This is a genomic window from Pantoea sp. SO10, assembly GCF_005281435.1.
Taxonomy (GTDB): domain Bacteria; phylum Pseudomonadota; class Gammaproteobacteria; order Enterobacterales; family Enterobacteriaceae; genus Pantoea; species Pantoea leporis.
The window spans coordinates 1,643,902-1,664,980 of the sequence record NZ_CP040095.1 but is presented as its reverse complement, the minus strand read 5'-3'; the positions used below and the strand labels follow the sequence as shown (position 1 = coordinate 1,664,980).

The 21,079-nt window shown below is 56.0% G+C and carries 19 protein-coding genes and 1 pseudogene; 4 read left to right on the top strand and 16 right to left on the bottom strand.

Annotated elements, in window-relative coordinates; all coding sequences use genetic code 11:
• Positions 1 to 29: 29 nt before the first annotated feature.
• Both FCN45_RS07730 and mfd read left to right on the top strand, forming a co-directional pair.
• On the top strand, positions 30 to 239 hold the full coding sequence (locus FCN45_RS07730; RefSeq protein WP_008103029.1) for a hypothetical protein: 210 nt from the start codon (positions 30 to 32) through the stop codon (positions 237 to 239).
• Positions 240 to 343: 104 nt separating this feature from the next.
• A complete protein-coding gene (mfd, locus tag FCN45_RS07725; protein WP_101760819.1) occupies positions 344 to 3,787 on the top strand; it encodes a transcription-repair coupling factor in 3,444 nt (1,147 codons plus the stop codon).
• Positions 3,788 to 3,967: 180 nt separating this feature from the next.
• Here the strand turns inward: mfd and FCN45_RS07720 are convergent, their stop codons facing one another.
• The 8 genes and pseudogenes from FCN45_RS07720 to hinT form a co-directional block, all read right to left on the bottom strand.
• The gene (locus FCN45_RS07720; RefSeq protein WP_007885735.1) at positions 3,968 to 4,510 is read right to left on the bottom strand and encodes a glycine zipper 2TM domain-containing protein; all 543 of its coding nucleotides are present in this window, start codon (positions 4,508 to 4,510) and stop codon (positions 3,968 to 3,970) included.
• Between the two features lie 296 nt (positions 4,511 to 4,806).
• Positions 4,807 to 6,111: an NAD(P)/FAD-dependent oxidoreductase gene (locus tag FCN45_RS07715; protein ID WP_085982480.1), complete on the bottom strand. Its 1,305-nt coding sequence runs from the start codon at positions 6,109 to 6,111 to the stop codon at positions 4,807 to 4,809.
• Positions 6,112 to 6,323: 212 nt separating this feature from the next.
• Positions 6,324 to 6,865 (bottom strand): annotated as a pseudogene (ycfP, locus tag FCN45_RS07710) (alpha/beta hydrolase YcfP).
• 39 nt (positions 6,866 to 6,904) lie between these two features.
• Entirely contained in the window at positions 6,905 to 7,948 is a 1,044-nt protein-coding gene (gene nagZ, locus FCN45_RS07705) for a beta-N-acetylhexosaminidase (RefSeq protein WP_137385569.1), read from the bottom strand.
• A 15-nt stretch (positions 7,949 to 7,963) separates the two neighbouring features.
• Entirely contained in the window at positions 7,964 to 8,779 is an 816-nt protein-coding gene (gene thiK, locus FCN45_RS07700) for a thiamine kinase (protein ID WP_137386863.1), read from the bottom strand.
• Entirely contained in the window at positions 8,766 to 9,362 is a 597-nt protein-coding gene (lpoB, locus tag FCN45_RS07695; protein WP_101760823.1) for a penicillin-binding protein activator LpoB, read from the bottom strand. Before lpoB ends, thiK begins: the two co-directional genes overlap by 14 nt.
• A 10-nt stretch (positions 9,363 to 9,372) precedes the next feature.
• On the bottom strand, positions 9,373 to 9,738 hold the full coding sequence (locus FCN45_RS07690; RefSeq protein ID WP_110865934.1) for a YcfL family protein: 366 nt from the start codon (positions 9,736 to 9,738) through the stop codon (positions 9,373 to 9,375).
• A gap of 17 nt (positions 9,739 to 9,755) precedes the next feature.
• Positions 9,756 to 10,106: a purine nucleoside phosphoramidase gene (gene hinT, locus FCN45_RS07685; protein ID WP_137385568.1), complete on the bottom strand. Its 351-nt coding sequence runs from the start codon at positions 10,104 to 10,106 to the stop codon at positions 9,756 to 9,758.
• 356 nt (positions 10,107 to 10,462) lie between these two features.
• Here hinT and FCN45_RS07680 point away from each other — a divergent pair, with 356 nt between their 5' ends.
• Positions 10,463 to 12,067 (top strand): MFS transporter, encoded by a 1,605-nt coding sequence (locus FCN45_RS07680; RefSeq protein WP_137385567.1) that lies wholly within the window; start codon positions 10,463 to 10,465, stop codon positions 12,065 to 12,067.
• Positions 12,064 to 13,203: a glycoside hydrolase family 105 protein gene (locus FCN45_RS07675; protein WP_137385566.1), complete on the top strand. Its 1,140-nt coding sequence runs from the start codon at positions 12,064 to 12,066 to the stop codon at positions 13,201 to 13,203. Before FCN45_RS07680 ends, FCN45_RS07675 begins: the two co-directional genes overlap by 4 nt.
• 181 nt (positions 13,204 to 13,384) lie before the next feature.
• On the opposite strand, the gene ptsG is transcribed toward FCN45_RS07675, so the two are convergent.
• From ptsG to acpP, 8 genes are all read right to left on the bottom strand, one after another.
• Positions 13,385 to 14,818 (bottom strand): PTS glucose transporter subunit IIBC, encoded by a 1,434-nt coding sequence (ptsG, locus tag FCN45_RS07670; RefSeq protein WP_101760828.1) that lies wholly within the window; start codon positions 14,816 to 14,818, stop codon positions 13,385 to 13,387.
• A gap of 286 nt (positions 14,819 to 15,104) precedes the next feature.
• Entirely contained in the window at positions 15,105 to 15,896 is a 792-nt protein-coding gene (locus FCN45_RS07665; RefSeq protein ID WP_137385565.1) for a metal-dependent hydrolase, read from the bottom strand.
• 15 nt (positions 15,897 to 15,911) lie between these two features.
• Positions 15,912 to 16,901: a DNA polymerase III subunit delta' gene (gene holB / locus FCN45_RS07660; RefSeq protein ID WP_137385564.1), complete on the bottom strand. Its 990-nt coding sequence runs from the start codon at positions 16,899 to 16,901 to the stop codon at positions 15,912 to 15,914.
• Positions 16,898 to 17,533 carry a dTMP kinase gene (gene tmk, locus FCN45_RS07655; RefSeq protein ID WP_137385563.1) on the bottom strand — a complete coding sequence of 212 codons (636 nt, stop codon included), beginning with the start codon at positions 17,531 to 17,533 and terminating at the stop codon, positions 16,898 to 16,900. The genes holB and tmk overlap by 4 nt, the downstream gene beginning before the upstream one ends.
• Positions 17,523 to 18,542, bottom strand: a complete 1,020-nt coding sequence (gene mltG / locus FCN45_RS07650) for an endolytic transglycosylase MltG (RefSeq protein WP_137385562.1) — start codon at positions 18,540 to 18,542, stop codon at positions 17,523 to 17,525. The genes tmk and mltG overlap by 11 nt, the downstream gene beginning before the upstream one ends.
• A complete protein-coding gene (pabC, locus tag FCN45_RS07645; protein WP_137385561.1) occupies positions 18,539 to 19,351 on the bottom strand; it encodes an aminodeoxychorismate lyase in 813 nt (270 codons plus the stop codon). Before pabC ends, mltG begins: the two co-directional genes overlap by 4 nt.
• Before the next feature lie 76 nt (positions 19,352 to 19,427).
• Entirely contained in the window at positions 19,428 to 20,669 is a 1,242-nt protein-coding gene (fabF, locus tag FCN45_RS07640; protein WP_101760834.1) for a beta-ketoacyl-ACP synthase II, read from the bottom strand.
• Between the two features lie 86 nt (positions 20,670 to 20,755).
• Positions 20,756 to 20,992: an acyl carrier protein gene (gene acpP, locus FCN45_RS07635; RefSeq protein WP_101760835.1), complete on the bottom strand. Its 237-nt coding sequence runs from the start codon at positions 20,990 to 20,992 to the stop codon at positions 20,756 to 20,758.
• Positions 20,993 to 21,079: the final 87 nt, after the last annotated feature.

Here is a 21,079-nt window from a genome sequence, read left to right as displayed (position 1 = left end):
GAATTACCGTAGGCGACGAGGAGTACACCATGTTCAAGTTCCCCAAAAGCAGCATTGTTAAGCATAAATCGGGTGAAATTAAAGGCGAGATCGTCAACGTTTTTGAACAGGGAGATGCGCCAACCGGCTATTACGTGAAGTGGGACGACGGCAACCACAGCTACCATCTGGAGAAAGAGCTGTCCTGGGCCAATGTCGACCGCCCACGTATGCACTACACACAGCAATCGAGTAAGTAGCTCAACCGGCAAAAGTGTGAGAAATCGCACCACGACAGATGATCCTCAGGGCGGATTATGGAATGATGACGCCCTGTAATCCAAGGAGAGAATGTCGAGATCCCATGTCGGAACAGAGTCGTTATACCCTGCCAGTCAAAGCCGGCGACCATCGCCAGCTCGGCCAGCTCGTCGGCGCCGCGCAAGCGCTTGAGTGCGCCAGCATCACCGAACGCCACAGCGGTCCGGTGTTGATGATTACCCCGGATATGCAATCTGCCCTGCGTCTGCAGGAGGAGATTCGCCAGTTCACCGATCTGCCGGTTACCCATCTCGCTGACTGGGAAACGCTGCCCTACGACAGCTTCTCGCCGCATCAGGACATCATCTCAGCTCGCCTCTCCACGCTGTATCAACTGCCCAACTTAACGCGCGGTATGCTGATTATGCCGGTCAACACGCTGATGCAGCGCGTATGTCCGCACAGCTTCCTGCACGGCCATGCGCTGGTGATGCAGCAAGGGCAAAAGCTGTCGCGCGATGCGCTGCGCGATCAGCTGGAGCAGGCCGGTTATCGCCACGTCGATCAGGTGATGGAGCACGGTGAATACGCCACGCGCGGTGCGCTGCTCGATCTGTTCCCGATGGGCAGCGACCAACCTTATCGCATCGACTTCTTTGACGATGAGATCGACAGCCTGCGTCTGTTTGACGTCGATACGCAGCGCACGCTGGAGGCGGTCAACGCCATCAACCTGTTGCCGGCGCATGAATTCCCCACGGATAAAGCCGCCATCGAGCTGTTCCGCAGCCGCTGGCGCGAAACCTTTGACGTACGGCGCGAGCCGGAGCATGTCTATCAGCAGGTGAGCAAAGGCACGCTGCCCGCCGGTATCGAATACTGGCAGCCGCTGTTCTTTGAGCAGGCGTTGCCGACGCTGTTCAGCTATCTGCCCGCCAATACGCTGCTGCTCAACAGCGGCGATTTGCTGGCCAGCGCCGAGCGCTTCTGGCTTGACGCCAACGCGCGCTTTGAGAATCGCCGTATCGATCCGATGCGCCCGCTGCTGGAGCCGGTCACGCTGTGGCTGCGTCCCGACACGCTGATGAGCGAACTGAAAGCCTGGCCGCGCATGCAGTTAAGCAGCGAGACGCTGCCAGAAAAAGCAGCGAATACCAATCTCGGTTATCAGCCGCTGCCGGAATTGACGGTGCAGGCGCAGGCCAAAGCGCCACTCGATCTGCTGCGTCAGTTCCTTGAACAATTCAGCGGTCAGGTGATTTTCTCGGTTGAGAGTGAAGGCCGGCGTGAAAGCCTGCAAGAGCTGTTGGCGCGCATTAAACTGCGTCCACAGGCTATCGATCACTTTGATCAGGCCGCCAATCAGCCGCTTAGCCTGATGATTGGCGCCAGCGAGCGCGGCTTTATCGATACGCAACGCCAGCTGGCGTTGATTTGCGAAAGCGATCTGCTTGGCGAGCGCGTCAGTCGTCGTCGCCAGGATAATCGCCGCACCATCAATCCTGATGTGCTGATCCGCAACCTCGCCGAGCTGCATCCCGGCCAGCCGGTGGTGCATCTGGAGCACGGCGTGGGGCGTTATATCGGCCTGACCACGCTGGAAGCTGGCGGCATCGTCGCTGAATATCTGATGCTCTCCTATGCGGGCGACGCCAAGCTGTACGTGCCGGTTTCATCACTGCATCTGATTAGCCGCTATGCCGGTGGCGCGGATGAAAACGCGCCGCTGCATAAACTTGGCAGCGATGCCTGGTCACGCGCGCGGCAGAAAGCCGCTGAGAAAGTGCGCGACGTGGCGGCAGAGCTGCTGGATATTTACGCTCAGCGCGCAGCCAAAACCGGCTTTGCCTTTAAGCACGATCGCGATCAGTATCAGCTGTTCTGCGAAGGCTTCCCGTTTGAAACCACGCCGGATCAAGGCCAGGCGATCAACGCGGTGCTGAGCGACATGTGTCAGCCGCTGGCGATGGATCGTCTGGTGTGCGGCGACGTCGGCTTTGGTAAAACCGAAGTGGCGATGCGCGCTGCGTTTCTGGCGGTTGAGAACGCCAAACAGGTCGCGGTGCTGGTGCCCACCACGCTGCTGGCGCAGCAGCATTACGACAACTTCCGCGATCGTTTCGCTAACTGGCCGGTGCGCATTGAAATGCTGTCGCGCTTCCGCACCGCCAAAGAGCAGAGTCAGGTGCTGGAACAGGCGCGCGAGGGCAAAGTCGATATTCTGATTGGCACCCATAAGCTGCTGTCGAGCGACCTGAAGTGGCACGATCTCGGCCTGCTAATTGTCGATGAAGAGCACCGCTTTGGCGTGCGTCATAAAGAGCGGATCAAGGCGATGCGCGCCGATGTCGATATCCTGACGCTCACCGCCACCCCGATTCCGCGTACCCTGAATATGGCGATGAGCGGCATGCGCGATCTGTCGATTATTGCCACGCCACCGGCACGACGCATGGCGGTGAAAACCTTTGTGCGTGAGTACGACAGCCTGGTGGTGCGCGAGGCAATCCTGCGTGAAGTGCTGCGCGGCGGCCAGGTTTACTATCTCTACAATGACGTAGAGAACATCGAGAAAGCGGCGCAGCGATTGGCCGATCTGGTGCCGGAAGCGCGCATTGCCATTGGTCACGGTCAGATGCGCGAACGCGATCTCGAGCGGGTGATGAATGATTTCCACCATCAGCGCTTTAACGTGCTGGTGTGTACCACCATCATCGAAACCGGTATCGACGTACCCAGCGCCAACACCATTATCATCGAACGCGCTGACCACTTTGGTCTGGCGCAGCTGCATCAGCTGCGTGGCCGCGTGGGACGTTCGCACCATCAGGCCTATGCGTGGCTGCTGACGCCGCATCCAAAAGCGATGACCACTGATGCGCAAAAACGTCTGGAAGCTATCGCGTCGCTGGAAGATCTTGGCGCCGGTTTTGCGCTGGCAACCCACGATCTGGAGATCCGCGGCGCGGGTGAGCTGCTCGGCGAGGATCAGAGCGGCCAAATGGAAACCATCGGCTTCACGCTGTATATGGAGCTGCTGGAGAACGCGGTCGATGCGCTGAAGGCGGGCCGCGAGCCGTCGCTGGAAGATCTCACCAGCAATCAAACCGAAATTGAACTGCGTATGCCTGCCCTGCTGCCAGATGATTTTATCCCGGATGTGAATACTCGCTTGTCGCTCTACAAGCGCGTGGCCAGCGCCGCCGATGAGCAGGATTTGGCGGAACTGAAGGTTGAGATGATTGACCGCTTCGGCAAGCTGCCGGATGCAGCGCGTAATCTGCTGGATGTTGCCGGGCTGCGTTTAGTGGCACGCGAGTTGGGGATTCGTAAGATTGAAGCCAGCGACAAAGGCGGATTCTTCGAGTTTGCGCCGCAGAATCGGGTTAATCCGGGCTGGCTGATTGGCCTGCTGCAGAAAGATCCTCAGCAATGGAAGCTGGATGGCCCAACGCGATTGAAGTTCACCCGCGATATGGCGGACCGGAAAATACGTATGGAGTGGGTGCAGGGATTTGTCAGCGAGCTGGCGAAAAACCGGGTTTAGTGGATATCCGCACGGAATCGTAGCGGCGCGATTCATCGCGCGCCTTTGACTCCGTGCGCCATTGATGATGCGCAACAAATTGCGCCGCTACGAATCCATGCGCGTTGAGGATCTCACACATAAAAAAAGCGCCTTGCGGCGCTTTTTTCGTTACTGCTGCTGTGATGCATCTTTGCCCAATTAGGCCTGATTTGAATTGAGGATCAGCTGACCATTACGGTCGAGCGGAATGCGGGTACCAGGGTCGTTTTCCATGCGGATTTTGCCCTGCTGGTCGCCTATTTTATAGGTCACGTCATAACCCAGCATTTTTTCCTGTTTGTCATATACCGTTTTGCAACGCTGCTCGTTGGTGGTGTACGTGTCGCGATCCTGCAGCGCACCCTGCACCTGATTACCACCGTAACCGCCAGCTAACGCGCCCGCTACCGTAGCCACATCGCGTCCGCGTCCGCCACCAAACTGATGGCCCAACACGCCGCCGGCTACCGCGCCCAGCACCGAACCGGCAATGCGATTCTCATCCTGGACCGCACGACGATGGGTCAGCGTCACATTGCGACACTCCTGTCGCGGCTGCTTGATGCTCTCTTTAATCGGCGTCGCCGACAGAACTTGTGCAAACTGCGGGCCGCGATCGAAAACATCCATGCTGGCGACTGCGGCAACACCTAACGCTGCTGCCACGCCGATACCGATACCCGCTAACATTGATTTATTCACAGGAATATCCTCCTGAAGGTTGTTACCGCGCATTCCTGCCGCTACCAGATCCTGTGTAGCCGAGGCATAACCGGCGTGCGCGCCGCGCCGTGTTTGTTGGTGATAAGTTTTACAGATGGACCGTAATTGCAACATCAGATTAATGGAGGAAACGCAGCGGAAACCCATCAGGGCCAGCTTTTAGGAGAGTTCTGAGAGCGGGTGAAATAGTGCCGTAACCTTAAGCTGAACGTGCAGTTTTCAGCGGGTTACGGCAGCTGGTGTGGCGTAGGGCGGCATTCACCGCCCGAAAATTATTAGTGCAGCTTGAGGCGCGGACGCAGGACGCGGTTAAGACTGCCGACCAGCATCATAAGACCGGTCTTGAAGTATCCGTGGAGCGCAATCTGGTGCATACGATATAGAGAGATGTAGACAAAACGTGCAATGCGCCCTTCCACCATCATCGATCCGCGCATCAGGTTACCCATCAAGCTGCCGACGGTGCTGAAGCGCGACAGCGACACCAGCGAACCGTGATCTTTATAAACATAGGCTTTCAACGGTTTGTCTTTACGCTGTGCAAGGATGTTCTCCAGCGCGCGCGACGCCATTTGATGCGCTGACTGCGCGCGCGGCGGTACAAATCCGCCCCCCGGCAGCGCACAGGAGGCGCAATCACCAATGGCGTAGATGTCGTCATCCAGCGTGGTTTGCAGCGTCTCTTTTACCACCAGCTGATTGATGCGGTTGGTTTCCAGACCGCCAATCTCTTTCAGGAAGTCTGGCGCCTTGATACCGGCCGCCCACACCATCAGATCGGCATCAATGAATTCGCCGCCTTTGGTATTCAAGCCGTTTTCGGTGGCGCTGGTGACCATGGTTTGCGTCAACACGCGTACGCCAAGTTTGGTCAGCTCCTGATGCGCCGCCGCCGAGATACGCGGTGGCAGCGCCGGCAGAATGCGTTCACCGGCTTCCACAAGCGTGACGTTCAGCGAGCTGCTATCAAGACCTTTGTAGCCGTAGCTGTGCAGCTGTTTCACCGCGTTATACAGCTCTGCAGAGAGTTCCACGCCGGTGGCGCCGCCGCCGACAATGGCGATGTTGACTTTTTCCAGGCTGCCTTCGCTGGCCGAGAAACGCAGGAACAGGTTGAGCATTTCGTTGTGGAAACGACGCGCCTGATGCGGGTTGTCGAGGAAGATGCAGTGATCTTTTACGCCCGGCGTGCCGAAGTCATTTGAGGTGCTGCCAAGCGCGATGACCAGGCGGTCGTAGGCCAGCTCACGCTGCGGCACTAACAGTGCGCCTTCCGCATCGCGGATTTCGGCCAGCTCAAGGGTTTTGTTTTCACGATTGATTTGCGTCAGCGATCCCAGCTGGAACTGGAAACCGTGATTACGCGCGTGCGCCAGATAGCTTAGCGCATCAATCCCTTCGTCCATCGAACCGGTTGCCACTTCATGCAGCAGCGGTTTCCACAGATGACTGTGGTTACGATCGACCAGGATGATCTCGGCTTTCTTCTTGCGTCCCAGCTTGTGACCGAGCTGCGTTGCCAGCTCTAAGCCGCCAGCACCACCGCCGATGATAACGATTTTTTCCATAGATGTAGTCAACAAAGACCCCCTCAAAGTTGTAAACCAATAGTTAATTAATGGTTAATAAAAACCTTAATAAACATAGGGTTGGCGACGTTAAATCGCGAGCTGAGGGCAGAATATCACGGCGTCAGAGACATCACATAAGAAAATTGATGTACATCAATCTTTCAGCTGCATTATCAGAATGTTACACATTTTATGCGCCGCATCACACGGCGCGCGGACGGTCAGGCGAGGAGTTTGAAGGCTTTGATGCGCTGCAAATGCGGCGCGATGTTCTTGAATTTGTGGCTGGCTGCGTCATCCCAGATGATTTCATAGAACGGCTGCAGGTACGTCGCGCTGCGCTGATTATCCAGCGCTTCGTCCTGACGAGACAAAATCGCCAGACACTTTTCGCGGTTCTTTTCGCGGAAATCGTTGACGCACTTAGTGGCGATATCGAGATACTCTTCCGGGCGATCGATTTTGCCTTCCATGTTCTCAAACGGGAACAGATTTGGATTGAAGATCACCTGACGCATGCCGCACAGGAAGCCAATGCGTTCGGCCCAATAACCCCCCAGCCCAACCCCGCAAATCAGCGGATGCCATCGTCGCCCTGTTGCAGCAGCTTGTCGCACTCTTTCAGCAGAAACTGCATGTCGTGTTTGGGGTGGCGGGTGCTGTAGCTGACTAATCTGACGTCCGGGTCAATAAACTGCAGCTGCAGCACCTTTTCATGGTTGCCCGGACTGTTGGAATCAAAACCGTGCAGATAGATGATCATGATTATCCTCAGCGTGGAGTGAAATCCGGGCAGCGATGCTTATCTGCCCGAGGCTTTGTGCGCCAGCCAGCGCTCTTGCAACGCGCTTAACTGACGCTGATTTTGCCGCCAGCGCTCGCTTGCCAGCAGGCTTTGACGGGTAAAACGCCCTTGATGGTATAACTGAGTCACGCGCTCTGCCCCGATCGGCGTCAAGTTATCCAGCACGCTCACCGCGCCCGCGCGTTGATTGCACACCAGGATCATATCGCAACCGGCATTCAGCGACTGCTGCGCGCGTTCGGCGTAGCTGCCCATCACCGCGGCACCTTCCATCGACAGGTCGTCGGAGAAAATCACGCCGTTAAAGCTGAGCTCCTCGCGCAATACGGTTTGCAGCCAATACGGCGAACCGCTGGCAGGTAACGGATCCACCTCAGTATAGATAACGTGCGCCGGCATCACCGCATCAAGCAGCTGCTCGTCGATCAACTGCTTAAAGATCGCCATGTCATGCTGACGCAGCGTGGCGGCATCGCGGTTGTCGCGCGGCGTCTCTTTATGCGAATCGGCACAGACCGCACCGTGACCGGGGAAGTGTTTGCCGGTAGTTTTCATGCCGGCTTCATGCATGCCGTTGATAAAACGTCGCGCGACCTGTAGGGCGATGGCCGGATCTTCATGGAATGAACGATCGCCGATCGCCGCGCTGATGTGGCCAATATCGAGCACCGGCGCGAAACTGATGTCGATGTCCATGGCGATCATTTCCGACGCCATCTGCCAGCCCGCCTGCTGCGCCAGTTCACCCGCGCTATTGAGATCGTGCAGCGCGGCGAAGGATTGCATCGCCGGCAGCTGCGTGAAGCCGTCGCGGAAACGCTGCACGCGACCGCCTTCCTGATCCACCGCTACCACCAGACGATTGCGCGAAGCGGCGCGAATCTGGCGCACCAGCTCTGCCAACTGCTCGACATCGTGGAAGTTGCGGGCAAACAGAATCAGTCCGCCCACCAGCGGATGCTGCAGAATTTCGCGTTCTTCGGCGTCCAGCTCATAGCTTTCGACGTCGAGCATCAGCGGTCCGGGTGTGTTCATGGTCATGATTAAAATCCTGAGTTAAAGGTCGTGCCAGCTAGCCTGCGCCAGCTGCAGTAAGGTGTCATCCTGGCTCTGCTCGGCACGCAGCTGATACCAGCTGGCCATCAACAGCTGCAGCCACGGTTGCCAGCGCTGCATCTGGCATGCCAGTGATGGCTCATCAAGCTGCGCGCGCGCGGCGTAATCGGCAATCCACGCGGAACGCGTATCGCCATCAACCGCACACACCGCCGCCAGCTCCAGCGCCACATCGCCGTCGGCGGCATATTCCCAGTCGATCAGGCGTAACCCTTCCGGCGTGGCAATCAGGTTGCCGGCGTGGACATCCATATGCAGCGGCGCCAGGCGCAGCGGCTGCGGTTCGCCCTGCTGTAATAAGCGTTGCAGACGACGCTGCCAGCGCCAGTGACGCTGCCGGCAAAGCTGCCAATAGCGCTGTAGCAGCGGGGCGAATTGTAAACGGTAGCCGGTGAGCGGCTGTTGATGCAGACGCTGCAGCAGCGCCACAATCGCCTGCCGCTGCGCGTTAAACTGCGCGGAGGTGAGCACCTCGCCCGGCAGCCAGCTTTGCAGCAGCCAGGGATAGCGCCACGCCAGCGGCTGCGGCCCCAGCTGTGCATGCCGGAACTGCTGCAGAATGCGGTATTCGCGCTGGCGATCGACAAACGGGATCGGCTGCGGCGGCGCTCGTCGCGCCAGCATTTCGCCCTGCGGCATCTGCACGCGCACGCTTTGCCCGCTCAGTCCCGGCAGCGCGAAAAAATGACCGGCAGCTTGCGCCGTCGGCCATTGTTGCTGAAGCAGGTTTTGCAGCTGGGGATCAGGGTTGAGCAACACCGTTTCCTGACCAGATGATTTCACCGGTTTGTACCAGCATCAGCTGCATTTGCAGCGTCGGTGATTTCACATCGCCCTGCGCATTGCTGTAGAGCACATACTGCGCGTTAACGTTGCGCGCCAGGCCAATCGCTTTACTGCGCGAGTTGAGGCTGTCATCCGGCGACAAGCCCAGCGTTTGCTTGGCCTGCGCCAGCTGTTCTGGGGTGATCAGCGTGAACTTGCCGTTGTTAGCCAGCGCATTCTGAATTGCATCGGTGGCTTTGTCGGTTTGCAGCGCGCCATTAGTACTGTTCTTGATGCGATCCACCAGCAGCACGCTGCCCGGATTCACGCCTGAAGATTGCACCATCTTGCCGACCAACGGCTGGACGCTGGCATCCCAGTTAATGGTTTTCAGCTTTGGTGGCTGCGGCACGGTTTGCGGCGGCGGCACTGGCTGCGGCGTAGGTTCAACCGGCTGAGTGGGCGTAGTCGGCTGCGTGGGTTCTACCGGTGCCGGCGTCTGTTGTTGCACCACACAACCGGTGAGCATTAGCGCAAATAACAACGCGCCCGAACGTTTTACACTGCGAATCACAGCTTACTCCTCAAAGATAAAGATAGAGACGCACCTTACTGGCGGTCGGATTGCCCATTTGTGAGGCCACTTCTACGCTGCCGTGCGCCGGAACGATTTGGCTTTGCGCCGGCTCTTCCGGCGTGATTTCCAATCCTTTGTCGTCGTACCAATAGAAACGATAGTGCACTTTCACCGGCGTTTCACGCTGGTTGTACAACATGCTCATGGCACGCTGCTGACCATCTTGTTCGGTCAACTTCGGATCATCGGTAATAATGCCCGCGGATAACACCGCCGATTCCATCACCAGCGACTGCGAGGTATTAATCATCGGCTTATCGCTGCTGCAACCTGCAAGGGTCAGCAACAGCAAGCCACTCAGCCATTGACGCATCACGTTGTCCGCCTGAGTTAGCTGGCCAGCATCGGGCCCAGCGGCTGACCGCCAACCAAATGCATATGGATGTGATAAACCTCCTGACCGCCATGGCTGTTGCAGTTGATGATCAGACGATAGCCATCTTCGGCAATGCCTTCTTCACGGGCAATTTTGGCGGCCACGATGATCATCCGGCCCAGCGCCTGCTCGTGTGCGGGCTGCGCATCATTGGCGGTGGGAATCAATACGTTGGGGATGATCAAGATATGGGTAGGCGCTTTGGGCGCGATATCACGGAAGGCGGTGACCAGTTCGTCCTGATAAACCACGTCGGCGGGAATCTCGCGACGGATGATTTTACTGAAAATGGTTTCTTCAGCCATGGTGCATTTCCTTAAGCCTGAGTTCAGTCAGGCAGTATGCGTGAGGAATTCCATTTCTTTCAACCTCAGGACCACAATTCCTGCATTAAATGGCTGCCTTTAAGCCGTTTTCTCACTTCGCCACGCATTGTGCTGCAGCTCGCATTTCTAACCTCTCATTAACCACAAAAATGAAACGCTGTTTTATAAATTAGAGATATCACGCCTTTTTCTTTGTGATTTTGCCACTCACCTGCAGGTCATTGCGAAATCACGAAGGTTTGCCAGCTTAAGCCGCTCTACTTTCAATCCAATCCGCGCAAGTTGTACGGAGTGATGAGGGATGTGTTTACCGACTAATTCAAGGAGAACCTGCCATGCGCTCTCGTAAGATTGGCCTGGGCCATTATCTGGCCTATGGGTCCGGGGATTTCCTCGGTGCAGGCACCACGGCGCTAACCGCCGCCTGGCTGCTCTACTTTTACACCACCTTTTGTGGGCTCTCGCCGATTCAGGCGACCTTCATTTTCGCCGCCGCCCGCGTGCTGGATGCGGTGGTGAGCCCGCTAATGGGTTTCCTGACCGATAACTTCGGTTCGACCTGGCTCGGCAAGCGCTTTGGCCGCCGCAAATTTTTTATCCTGCTCGGTATTCCGTGCGTGTTCAGCTACAGCCTGATGTGGGTTGGCGACATGAGTTTTTGGTGGTATCTGCTGACTTATCTGCTGTTCGATATGGTCTACACCATGATTCTGGTGCCTTACGAAACGCTGGTGCCGGAGATGACCGATGATTTCAAACAGAAAACCCGCTTCTCTGGCGCGCGTATTGGCCTGGCGCAGCTGTCGGCCATTCTGGCAGCGTTCCTGCCGGGCATACTGATTGGCTGGTTTGGCAAAGAGAATCCGATCTCCTTCTTCTACGCCAGCCTGGTGTTCTCGGTGATTTGTGCGCTGGTGTTAACGTTGGTGTGGCTGTTTACCTGGGAACGCGATCCCGACGATTTCTCTGCCGAATCGCGCCGCGCCGAGCAGGAAAAATCACAGCTGACCTTGCTGCAGAGCCTGAAGCGCCTCTACACCGAGCTGGCCTCAACGCTGCGCATTCGTATTTTCCGCCAGCATCTGGGCATGTATCTCGGCGGCTATATCGCGCAGGACGTGTTTAACGCGGTGTTCACCTGGTATGTGGTGTTTGTGCTGATGCAAAGCGCGCAGATCGCCTCCAGCCTGATGGGCACCATGGCGGTGATGCAGTTTATTGCGGTGATGGCGATGATTCCGCTGTGTATCCGCCTTGGACCAGCACCCGCGTATCGTATGGTGGTGGTGCTGTTTGGTCTTAGCGCCCTCTCCTACGCCGGATTGTGGTACACCAGCATGAACGATAATTTCGCCCTGCTGGTACTGATTTCTGGCCTTGCTGGACTCGGTCGCGGCGGCATCAACTATGTGCCGTGGAATACTTACACCTATATCGCTGACGTCGATGAAGTGATTACCGGCCAACGTCGCGAAGGCATTTTTGCCGGCATCATGACGCTGACGCGCAAAGCCTCGCAAGCGGGTGCGGTGATGTTCGTCGGTATCGTGTTGCAGCTGGCGGGCTTCTCTTCCGGCCAGGCCACGCAGGTGCCGGCTGTCGGCCATACCATTCTGGCGATCCTCAGCGTGGGCACGCTCTGTGTGCTGGCCTGCGGCTTCATTATTTCACTGCGCTTTAAACTCAATCTGCAAACCCACACCGTGCTGCGCGAAGAGACGTTGAAAATGCGCGAAGCCGGACGCGTGGTGCCAGAGCGTATTTCGCCACAGGCGCGTGAAGTGGTCGAAATGCTGGCGGGCATGCCGTATGAAAATCTGTGGGGCAATAACAACGTCGGCTATCTCAACCGTCATAAGCCTGCCGCACCGCCGCTGCCGACGCAGCGACGATCTTTACCTTCTCTCTCTACCCTGATTAACGATAGGAATGAACCATGACTGTATTTCCTGTAAAGCACAGCGCGTTACTGCGCCAGCCTGAATATCTGTTGCCACGTACTGAGCTGGTGCAGTTGATTAAGCGGCTAACCCATAATCTGGTGAATATTACCGATCACAGCGGCGAGTTTTTGCTGCGCCTTGATGATGGCCGCGTGATCGATACCAAAGGCTGGGCCGGTTGGGAGTGGACGCACGGCATCGGCCTGTACGGCATGCTGCACTACTATCAGCAAACCGGCGATCAAGCGACGCTGAAGATTATCGATGACTGGTTCAGCACGCGCCTGGCGGAAGGTACGCCAACCAAGAACGTCAATACCGTCTGCCCGTTCCTGACGCTGGCGTATCGCTATGAAGAGACGCGCAATGCCGCATGGCGACCGGTGCTGGAGCGTTGGGCTGAATGGGTGATGTATGAGATGCCGCGCACCGAGCAAGGCGGCTTGCAGCATATCGTCTACAACAACGAAAACACCCAACAGCTGTGGGATGACACCTTGATGATGAGCGTGATGGCGCTGGCGAAGATTGGCCAGCTGCTGGATCGTCCTGAGTTTGTCGAAGAAGCCAGTTATCAGTTCCTGATTCATACCCAATATTTGATGGATCGCCAAACCGGTTTGTGGTTCCACGGCTGGACGTTTGAGGGGCGGCACAATTTTGCCAATGCACGTTGGGCGCGCGGCAACAGCTGGCTGACTATCGTTATTCCTGATTTCCTCGAGATGATGAACTGGCCGGAACAGCACGCCACGCGGCGTTTCCTGCAGCAGGTGCTGGAGAGTCAGGTGAAGGCGCTGAGCGCCTGTCAGCATAGTAGCGGTTTGTGGCACACCTTGCTCGACGATCCCAACAGTTATCCGGAAGCCTCCGCCACCGCCGGTTTCGCCTATGGCATTCTTAAAGCGGTGCGCAAACATTATCTTTCGCCCGAATATTTGCCGCTGGCGGAGAAAGCGTTGCGCGGCGTGATCGGCAATATCGATGAGGATGGGGAATTGAAGCAGGTGTCGTTCGGAACAGCGATGGGCAGCGATCTCGAGTATTACCGCCAAATCCCGCTCACCTCAATGCCGTATGGTCAGGCCATGGCGCTGCTGTGTTTGACGGAGTATTTGCGGGTTTATCTGTAAATAAAAAAATGCCCTCATTTGAGGGCATTTTTACGCACAGTAAGTAATGTGCGTTGAAGCGGCGGCAGAGGAGTAAAGCGTCCCAAGCCATGGATGGCTTGGGCCGAGCCCCAGGGATGATTTATGGCGTCTTTACGATCTGACGCCGCTTCATCGCACCGGCTCTGCCCGCCTTTTTCCGTTACATGCTGCGGATATAATCATCCATTTCGGTTTTCAGGTTATCGGACTTGGTGCCGAAAATCGCCTGAACGCCTGAACCTGCTACCACCACACCACGTGCGCCGAGGCTTTTCAGTTCAGCCTGATCAACCTTGCCGACATCCGCCACGCTGACACGCAGACGCGTGATACAGGCATCAAGGTTAGTGATGTTCTCTTTACCACCAAACGCGGTAACCAGTTTACCCGCCATTTCGCTGCCGGTTGCGCTGCTCTGCTCCATCGCGGTCTCCTCACGGCCAGGGGTTTTCAGATTCAGTTTCACAATCAGGAAACGGAATACGGTGTAGTAAATCAGGCCGTAGATGATACCCACAATCGGGAACAACCAGATTTTGCTGCTGTTACCGCTCAGCACGATAAAGTCGATCAAACCGTGTGAGAAGCTGGTGCCATCACGCATACCCAGCAGAATACAGATTGGGAAGGCCAGACCTGCCAGAATCGCGTGGATCACATACAGAATCGGCGCCACGAACATAAAGGCAAACTCGATTGGCTCGGTGATACCGGTCAGGAACGAGGTCAATGCGGCGGAGATCATAATACCGCCCACTTTGGCGCGGTTTTCTGGTTTAGCTGTATGCCAAATCGCAATCGCTGCCGCTGGCAAACCGTACATTTTGAACAGGAAGCCGCCAGACAGTTTACCTGCGGTTGGGTCGCCTGCCATGTAACGTGGGATATCACCGTGGAATACCTGACCTGCGGCATTGGTGAACTCACCAATTTGCATCTGGAAAGGGACGTTCCAGATATGGTGCAGACCAAACGGCACCAGCGAACGCTCAATCAGACCGTACAGTCCAAAGGCGACGACGGGGTTTTGATAAGCTGCCCACTGTGAGAATTCCTGAATCGCGGTACCGATTGGCGGCCAAATGAATGACAGCACCACACCGGTGAAAATCGCCGCCAGACCGGAGATGATCGGCACAAAGCGCTTGCCGGCAAAAAAGCCGAGATACTCAGGCAGTTTGATGCGATAGAAGCGGTTAAACATATACGCCGCGATGGAACCGGCGATGATTCCGCCGAGCACACCGGTATCTGCAAGATGCTTAGCCTCAATTTCTCCGGCAGGCATATGCAGCACCAGCGGTGCAACCACCGCCATGGTTTTAACCATGATGCCGTAGGCAACCACGGCCGCCAGCGCGGAAACGCCGTCGTTATTGGTAAAGCCAAGCGCCACACCGATCGCAAAGATCAGCGGCATATTGGCAAACACCGAACCACCCGCTTCGGCCATGACGTGGGAAACCACTTCCGGCAGCCAGCTGAAGTTTGCAGAACCAACACCTAACAAAATACCGGCAATCGGCAGAACCGATACCGGCAACATCAGCGATTTACCTACTTTCTGCAGGTTCGCAAATGCGTTCTTGAACATAGAAACTCCTGAGTATGAGTGCAATTTTTTTGCGCAGTGCGCATGGCTTAGGGGGAGGATCCTTCGCCGGGGTGACGCTGAGCGTCTTTTGATTTATTACGAAGAGTAAAATAAATCGCTAATTGTTAAATTGACGGCCATCACATTTCGCTAAGGAGGCCCCTTTCCTTTCAGTCATTTCTTACTGACTTGCGCTAATAAACAGCAATAAATCACTGCCTGCGTCCCGTAAGACGCAGTGCAGTTGAATGATTTCTGATTAATTACAGCGTTTGAAATAAAGCGTTTAGCCGCCGAGAAGACTCATCGGGATGTGGAACAGGCGGGAGAAATTTTCGGTGGTAGTAGCGGCGAGGGTTTCGATATCAACGCCTTTTAACACTGCCATGTAATCCGCCACATCACGCGTAAACGCTGGCTGATTCTCTTTACCACGGTGCGGTACCGGCGCCAGATACGGCGAATCGGTTTCCACCAGCATACGATCAAGCGGCACGTAGCGCGCCGCATCGCGGATCTGTTCGGCGTTGCGGAAAGTCAGAATGCCGGAGAAAGAGATATAAAAACCGAGATCGAGCAATTTGGCTGCGGTCTCTTTATCTTCGGTAAAACAGTGCAGCACGCCGCCGCACTTCTCTACCTGCTCTTCGCGCAGAATCGCCAGCGTGTCTTCACGCGCATCACGCGTGTGCACGATGATCGGTTTATTCAACGCAATGCCGGTAAGAATGTGCTCACGAAACGAAGCTTGTTGCTGCGCTTTGGTTTCCTGCTGATAGAAATAGTCCAGCCCGGTTTCACCCAGCGCGACCACGCGATCCTCTGCGGCCAGACGGCGGAACTCCTCGACATCGTACGGCGCTTCCTGATTAAGCGGATGGACGCCACAAGCCAGCGCGACGTTTTCACGATCGCCCACCAGCTGCTTGATTTTGTAGTAATCCGGCAAGGTGGTGGCAATCGCCAGCATAAACTTCACATCGCGCGCTGCCGCTTTGGCGATGACATCATCCAGATCGCGATGGTGCTTTTCATAATCGAGGCCATCGAGATGGCAGTGGGAATCGACAATAAACATAGAGTTCTCTTTTGCTTAGCCGACCGTTGCCGGAGTCAGTAAACGTCCCCAGGCGAGTAAACGATCGGTCAACATTAATTCACGGTTGAGTGCGGCGACATGCAACAGCTGTTCGCGACACTGCATCCATTGCTGCGCGCTGCTGTTAAGCGCACTGCTGTTCATTCTTTGCGCCAACTGTGTGACCACATCCGGATGATCACCGTTGCTCAGCCACTGACTTGCGCCCTGCTGCACTTTCATCGCATCCACCAGCAGTGAAATCAGCCAGCTGAGACGTACGGCCACATCTTCGCTGTTTAGCGCGGGTAACAGCTGCAGCACATCGCCGTTGAGCGCTTTAATCAGCGTTTCGCACAACGTTTCACGCGCCTGCCAGCGCTCGGGCTGCAACAGCGTCAAGGCGGCGGCAGGTGCGCCATTACTCAAACGCAAGGCAGCGCGCAGCTTCTCTTCCGGCTGCGGTTGCTGTTTCTGCAGCCATTGCAGGCTATGCGCCTCTTCCGGCGGCGACAGATGCCACGTCATGCAGCGACTGCGCAACGTAGGCAGCAGGCGTGAAGGTTCGCGCACGCTGAGGAAAAACCAGCAATTGGCCGGTGGTTCTTCCAGCGTTTTCAATAATGCGTTGGCGGCGGCTTCCGTCAGCTGCGCGGCATCGGGCAACCAAACGATTTTTGCGCCGCCCTGCTGGGCAAAGTGATACAGCTTTTCAGTGACGTCACGCACCGCATCAATACCGAGCGAAGATTTCCCCTTTTCGGCTTCCAGGCGATACCAATCGGGATGCGTGTGCGCCTGCATCAACTGGCAGCCGTGGCAATGGCCGCAACTTTTCAATCCTTCCAGCTGTAAACACATCAACCAACGGCTCACGCCCCAAATCAGCGCATCGTCACCCATGCCTGCAATGGCTTGTACCAGCAAGGCGTGATGCGCCTGGCCGCTTTGATGACGGGCGATGATTTGTCGATAAGGCTGATTCAACCACGGATACCAATTCATGCGGATTGGCCTGCCAGCCAGCTACGCAAGGTGCGTTGAAGTGACGATGTCACGTTTGCAATGTTTTGCGTCGCATCAATGGTGAGTATCGAGGGATCCTGAGCGGCTAAGGTCAGATAGCGTTCACGCGTGCGCTCGAAGAAGCGCAATGATTCCTGCTCAATGCGATCCAGCTCACCGCGTGCGCGGGCGCGCTGCAATCCAATTTCTGGCGTGACGTCGAGATAGAGTGTGAGATCGGGACGGAAATCGCCCAGCACCGCATCACGCAGCGTGGTCATCAGTTGCGCATCCAGTCCGCGTCCGCCGCCCTGATAGGCTTGGGAAGAGAGATCGTGACGATCGCCCACCACCCAGGCACCGCGTGCCAGCGCCGGTTTAATGACGTTCTCTACCAGCTGCACGCGTGCCGCGTACAGCATCAGCAGCTCGGCTTTATCGGTCACCTGCTCGCCATCTATGCCCTGCTTGACCAATATACGCAATTGTTCCGCCAGCGGCGTACCGCCGGGCTCGCGCGTGAAGACGACATCATTAATGCCGTGCTCATACAGCACGGCAACCAGCGCATCGCGCGCAGTGGTTTTGCCTGCACCTTCCAGGCCTTCAATGACGATAAACTTACTTTTCATTTTTTTCCTTCATTGCCAGCCGGTAAACCTGCACCGCTTTGTTGTGGCTGGCCAGATTGGTGGTAAAGGTGTGTCCACCTTTGCCATCCGCGACAAAATAGAGGTAATTGGTTTTTTCCGGATGCGCAGCCGCTTCCAGTGAAGCACGGCCCGGCATCGCGATCGGCCCCGGCGGTAAACCGCTAATGGTGTAAGTGTTATAGTCGGTCGGCGTTTCCAGATTTTTACGCGTTAGCGTGCCGGTGTAGCTGTCGCCCATGCCGTAAATCACCGTGGGATCGGTCTGCAGCTTCATTCCGGTCCGCAGTCGATTGATGAACACCGACGCCACGCGCGCGCGCTCTTCGCTCACGCCGGTCTCTTTCTCAATGATCGACGCCATGGTGACCATGTCCTGCTCTTTCTTATAAGGCAGATTTTCCATGCGTCCTTGCCAAATCTCATCGACCAGCTTGTTCATGCGCGCGTGGGCACGCTCCAGCAGCGCCACATCGCTGGTATTGGCGGTATAGAGATAGGTATCCGGATAGAAACCGCCTTCCAGCTGGCTAACATCAAGCTTAAGCGCGGCGGCAACGGTGGCAAATTGATCGTCGCTCAGCGTGTGTTTCAGGTATGGCGCTTTGCGTAGCTCGGCTAACCACTCGGTAAGACGCGAACCTTCAATAAAACGCACCGGGAACTGCGCTTCTTTACCGCTGGCCAACAGTTGCAGTAGCTGGCGCACCGTCATGCCGGTTTCCAGGCGATAGGTACCGGCTTTGAAACGTGCCAGTTCCGGTTCCAGTTTCAGCAGCGGCCCAAACCAGATACTTTGCGGAATGATCTTCTGATTTTCCAGTTGCGCTTCCAGTACCACGCGACCGCTGCCAGCGGGCAAGGTGTAAATGGTTTCTTGCTGCAGTGTTAAGGGCGTATCAGCTAAACGTTCAATCTGCCAATAGCCAAAGGCGGCGGTGAGTCCTGCGACAATTACAACGCCTGCGAGAATTTTTTTCATTCGAGTCATGATACTTCCATCGTCGGGCAACTGGCGCGCAGTTGCTGATACAGCGAGCGTGCGGTAAATGAAACGTCGTCAATTTGTCGCACGGGTAAAACGGGCATCAGGGCGTTACATATCACCACTTCATCGGCGTTCAATACGTCGTCCCTGCTGCCATCAATCAGCTGACAAGTCTGGCCATTTGCGGCCATCTGCGCCATCAGATAACGACGCATAATGCCATCCACGCCAGCCTGATCAAGCTGCGGCGTAAAAACATTGTTGCCCTTACGCCAGAACAAATTGGCCGCACAGCATTCCACCACCGTCCCGCCAGTGTCAAGCACCAGCGCCTCGTCACCGCCCGTCTGGTCAAGATGCTGGCGAATCAGCACTTGCTCAAGGCGATTTAGGTGTTTTACGCCGGCCAGCAACGGATTGCGCGCCAGACGTATTGGGCTGGTGTGGAGCACAGCGCCCTGCTGTTGCAACGTGGCGTAATGCTGCGGCCACGGCGAGAGCGAAAGAATGCGCGTAGGTGAGTGGCAGCCTGCACGGCTGTAACCGCGTCCGCCTGCGCCCGGCGTCACGATCACCTTCAGCACCGCCTGTGTGTGTCCCGCAGCGGCATTATGCATTTCTGTAGCGAGCTGAACTAAATCCGGCGCATCCATCATTAGCCTTGCACAGCCCTCTTTGAGCCGCTGCAGATGCGCATCCAGCATCACAACATGGCCGTTAATCACCGCGGCGGTGGTAAAGCAGCCATCACCAAATTGCACTGCGCGATCGCGTGCTGAAAGCTCGGTTTGCGGTATGCCGTTTATCCACATGCTGGCCGCCTTGATTAGCCCGGTAGAAAATATAAAAAAGGCCCGCATTGCGGGCCTCTGTATGGCTGAGGAGCGATTAAACCTTGCGGAAGATCAGCGAGCCGTTAGTGCCGCCAAATCCGAAGGAGTTACACAAGGTGTACTCCAGTCCGCTGACCTGGCGCGCCGTATGCGGCACGAAGTCCAGATCGCAACCTTCGTCAGGATTGTCGAGGTTGATGGTCGGTGGAATCGCCTGGTCGCGCAGCGCCAGAATCGAATAAATCGCTTCTACTGCACCCGCCGCACCCAACAGGTGGCCAGTCATCGACTTGGTAGAGCTGACCATCACACTGTGAGCTGCCGCACCAAACACCGATTTCACCGCCTGCGCTTCCGCTTTGTCACCGGCTGGCGTCGAGGTGCCATGCGCGTTGACATAACCGATCTGCTCAGCGTTCAGCTGCGCGTCACGTAGCGCGTTAACCATCGCCGCGGCTGCACCTGAACCGTCTTCCGGAGGTGACGTCATGTGGTAAGCATCGCTGCTCATGCCGAAACCAATGATCTCAGCATAAATCTTCGCACCACGTTTCTTAGCGTGTTCGTACTCTTCCAGTACGACAATGCCAGCACCGTCACCCAACACGAAACCGTCACGATCTTTATCCCACGGACGGCTTGCCGCCTGAGGATTGTCATTACGCGTGGAGAGCGCACGAGCAGCACCAAAACCACCGACACCAAGTGGCGTACTGGCTTTCTCCGCACCACCGGCCAACATTACATCAGCATCGTTATACGCAATGATACGCGCTGCATGACCAATGTTATGCACACCGGACGTACAGGCAGTTGCGATAGAGATGCTTGGACCTTTCAGGCCGTACATGATGGTGAGATGACCAGCAACCATGTTGACGATGGTTGAAGGCACGAAGAATGGGCTGATTTTGCGCGGTCCACCGTTGACCAGCGAGCTGTGGTTATCTTCGATTAAACCCAGTCCGCCAATACCAGAACCGATTGCCGCACCAATGCGACCAGCATTCTCATCGGTTACGACCAGACCGGAGTCTGCCATAGCCTGAATACCAGCAACGATGCCGTATTGGATGAAGTCATCCATCTTGCGCTGATCTTTGCGCGAGATGAAATCATCGCAATTAAAATCTCTTACTAAGCCCGCAAAACGCGTTGCGTAGGCACTAGTATCAAAATGGTCGATCAGGCTAATGCCGCTCTGACCGGCAAGGAGAGCACTCCAGGTAGACTCTACGGTATTGCCGACAGGAGACAACATGCCAAGACCAGTCACAACTACACGACGCTTAGACACGCACGTCCTCCAGGGAGGGAAAAAATAACGCTATGTGGGGCAAACATAAAACTCAGGCGGTCGAGGTGACCGCCTGAAGATATTCATTAACCTTGATGGCTAGTGATGTAGTCGATCGCTGCCTGAACGGTAGTGATTTTCTCAGCTTCTTCGTCTGGAATTTCAGTATCAAACTCTTCTTCCAGAGCCATTACCAGCTCAACGGTGTCAAGAGAATCTGCACCAAGGTCTTCAACGAAAGAAGCAGTGTTAATCACTTCGTCTTCTTTAACACCCAGCTGCTCAGCTACGATTTTCTTAACGCGTTGTTCGATATCGCTCATACTATTTAATTTCCTATCAAAACTCGCTTTCGCGATGGTTTTCGTAGTGTATAAAATGTTGAAAAAGATGCAACAAAATCCCGGCTG

Excerpts from the sequence above, each read along its gene's own strand:
- tmk (WP_137385563.1), bottom strand. The coding sequence starts at position 17,533 with ATGAAAAGTAAGTTTATCGTCATTGAAGGCCTGGAAGGTGCAGGCAAA.
- nagZ (WP_137385569.1), bottom strand. The coding sequence starts at position 7,948 with ATGACCATGAACACACCCGGACCGCTGATGCTCGACGTCGAAAGCTAT.
- FCN45_RS07730 (WP_008103029.1), top strand. The coding sequence starts at position 30 with ATGTTCAAGTTCCCCAAAAGCAGCATTGTTAAGCATAAATCGGGTGAA.
- ptsG (WP_101760828.1), bottom strand. The coding sequence starts at position 14,818 with ATGTTCAAGAACGCATTTGCGAACCTGCAGAAAGTAGGTAAATCGCTG.
- acpP (WP_101760835.1), bottom strand. The coding sequence starts at position 20,992 with ATGAGCGATATCGAACAACGCGTTAAGAAAATCGTAGCTGAGCAGCTG.
- holB (WP_137385564.1), bottom strand. The coding sequence starts at position 16,901 with ATGAATTGGTATCCGTGGTTGAATCAGCCTTATCGACAAATCATCGCC.
- FCN45_RS07665 (WP_137385565.1), bottom strand. The coding sequence starts at position 15,896 with ATGTTTATTGTCGATTCCCACTGCCATCTCGATGGCCTCGATTATGAA.
- FCN45_RS07690 (WP_110865934.1), bottom strand. The coding sequence starts at position 9,738 with ATGCGTCAATGGCTGAGTGGCTTGCTGTTGCTGACCCTTGCAGGTTGC.
- FCN45_RS07675 (WP_137385566.1), top strand. The coding sequence starts at position 12,064 with ATGACTGTATTTCCTGTAAAGCACAGCGCGTTACTGCGCCAGCCTGAA.
- FCN45_RS07680 (WP_137385567.1), top strand. The coding sequence starts at position 10,463 with ATGCGCTCTCGTAAGATTGGCCTGGGCCATTATCTGGCCTATGGGTCC.
- pabC (WP_137385561.1), bottom strand. The coding sequence starts at position 19,351 with ATGTGGATAAACGGCATACCGCAAACCGAGCTTTCAGCACGCGATCGC.
- hinT (WP_137385568.1), bottom strand. The coding sequence starts at position 10,106 with ATGGCTGAAGAAACCATTTTCAGTAAAATCATCCGTCGCGAGATTCCC.
- mltG (WP_137385562.1), bottom strand. The coding sequence starts at position 18,542 with ATGACTCGAATGAAAAAAATTCTCGCAGGCGTTGTAATTGTCGCAGGA.
- mfd (WP_101760819.1), top strand. The coding sequence starts at position 344 with ATGTCGGAACAGAGTCGTTATACCCTGCCAGTCAAAGCCGGCGACCAT.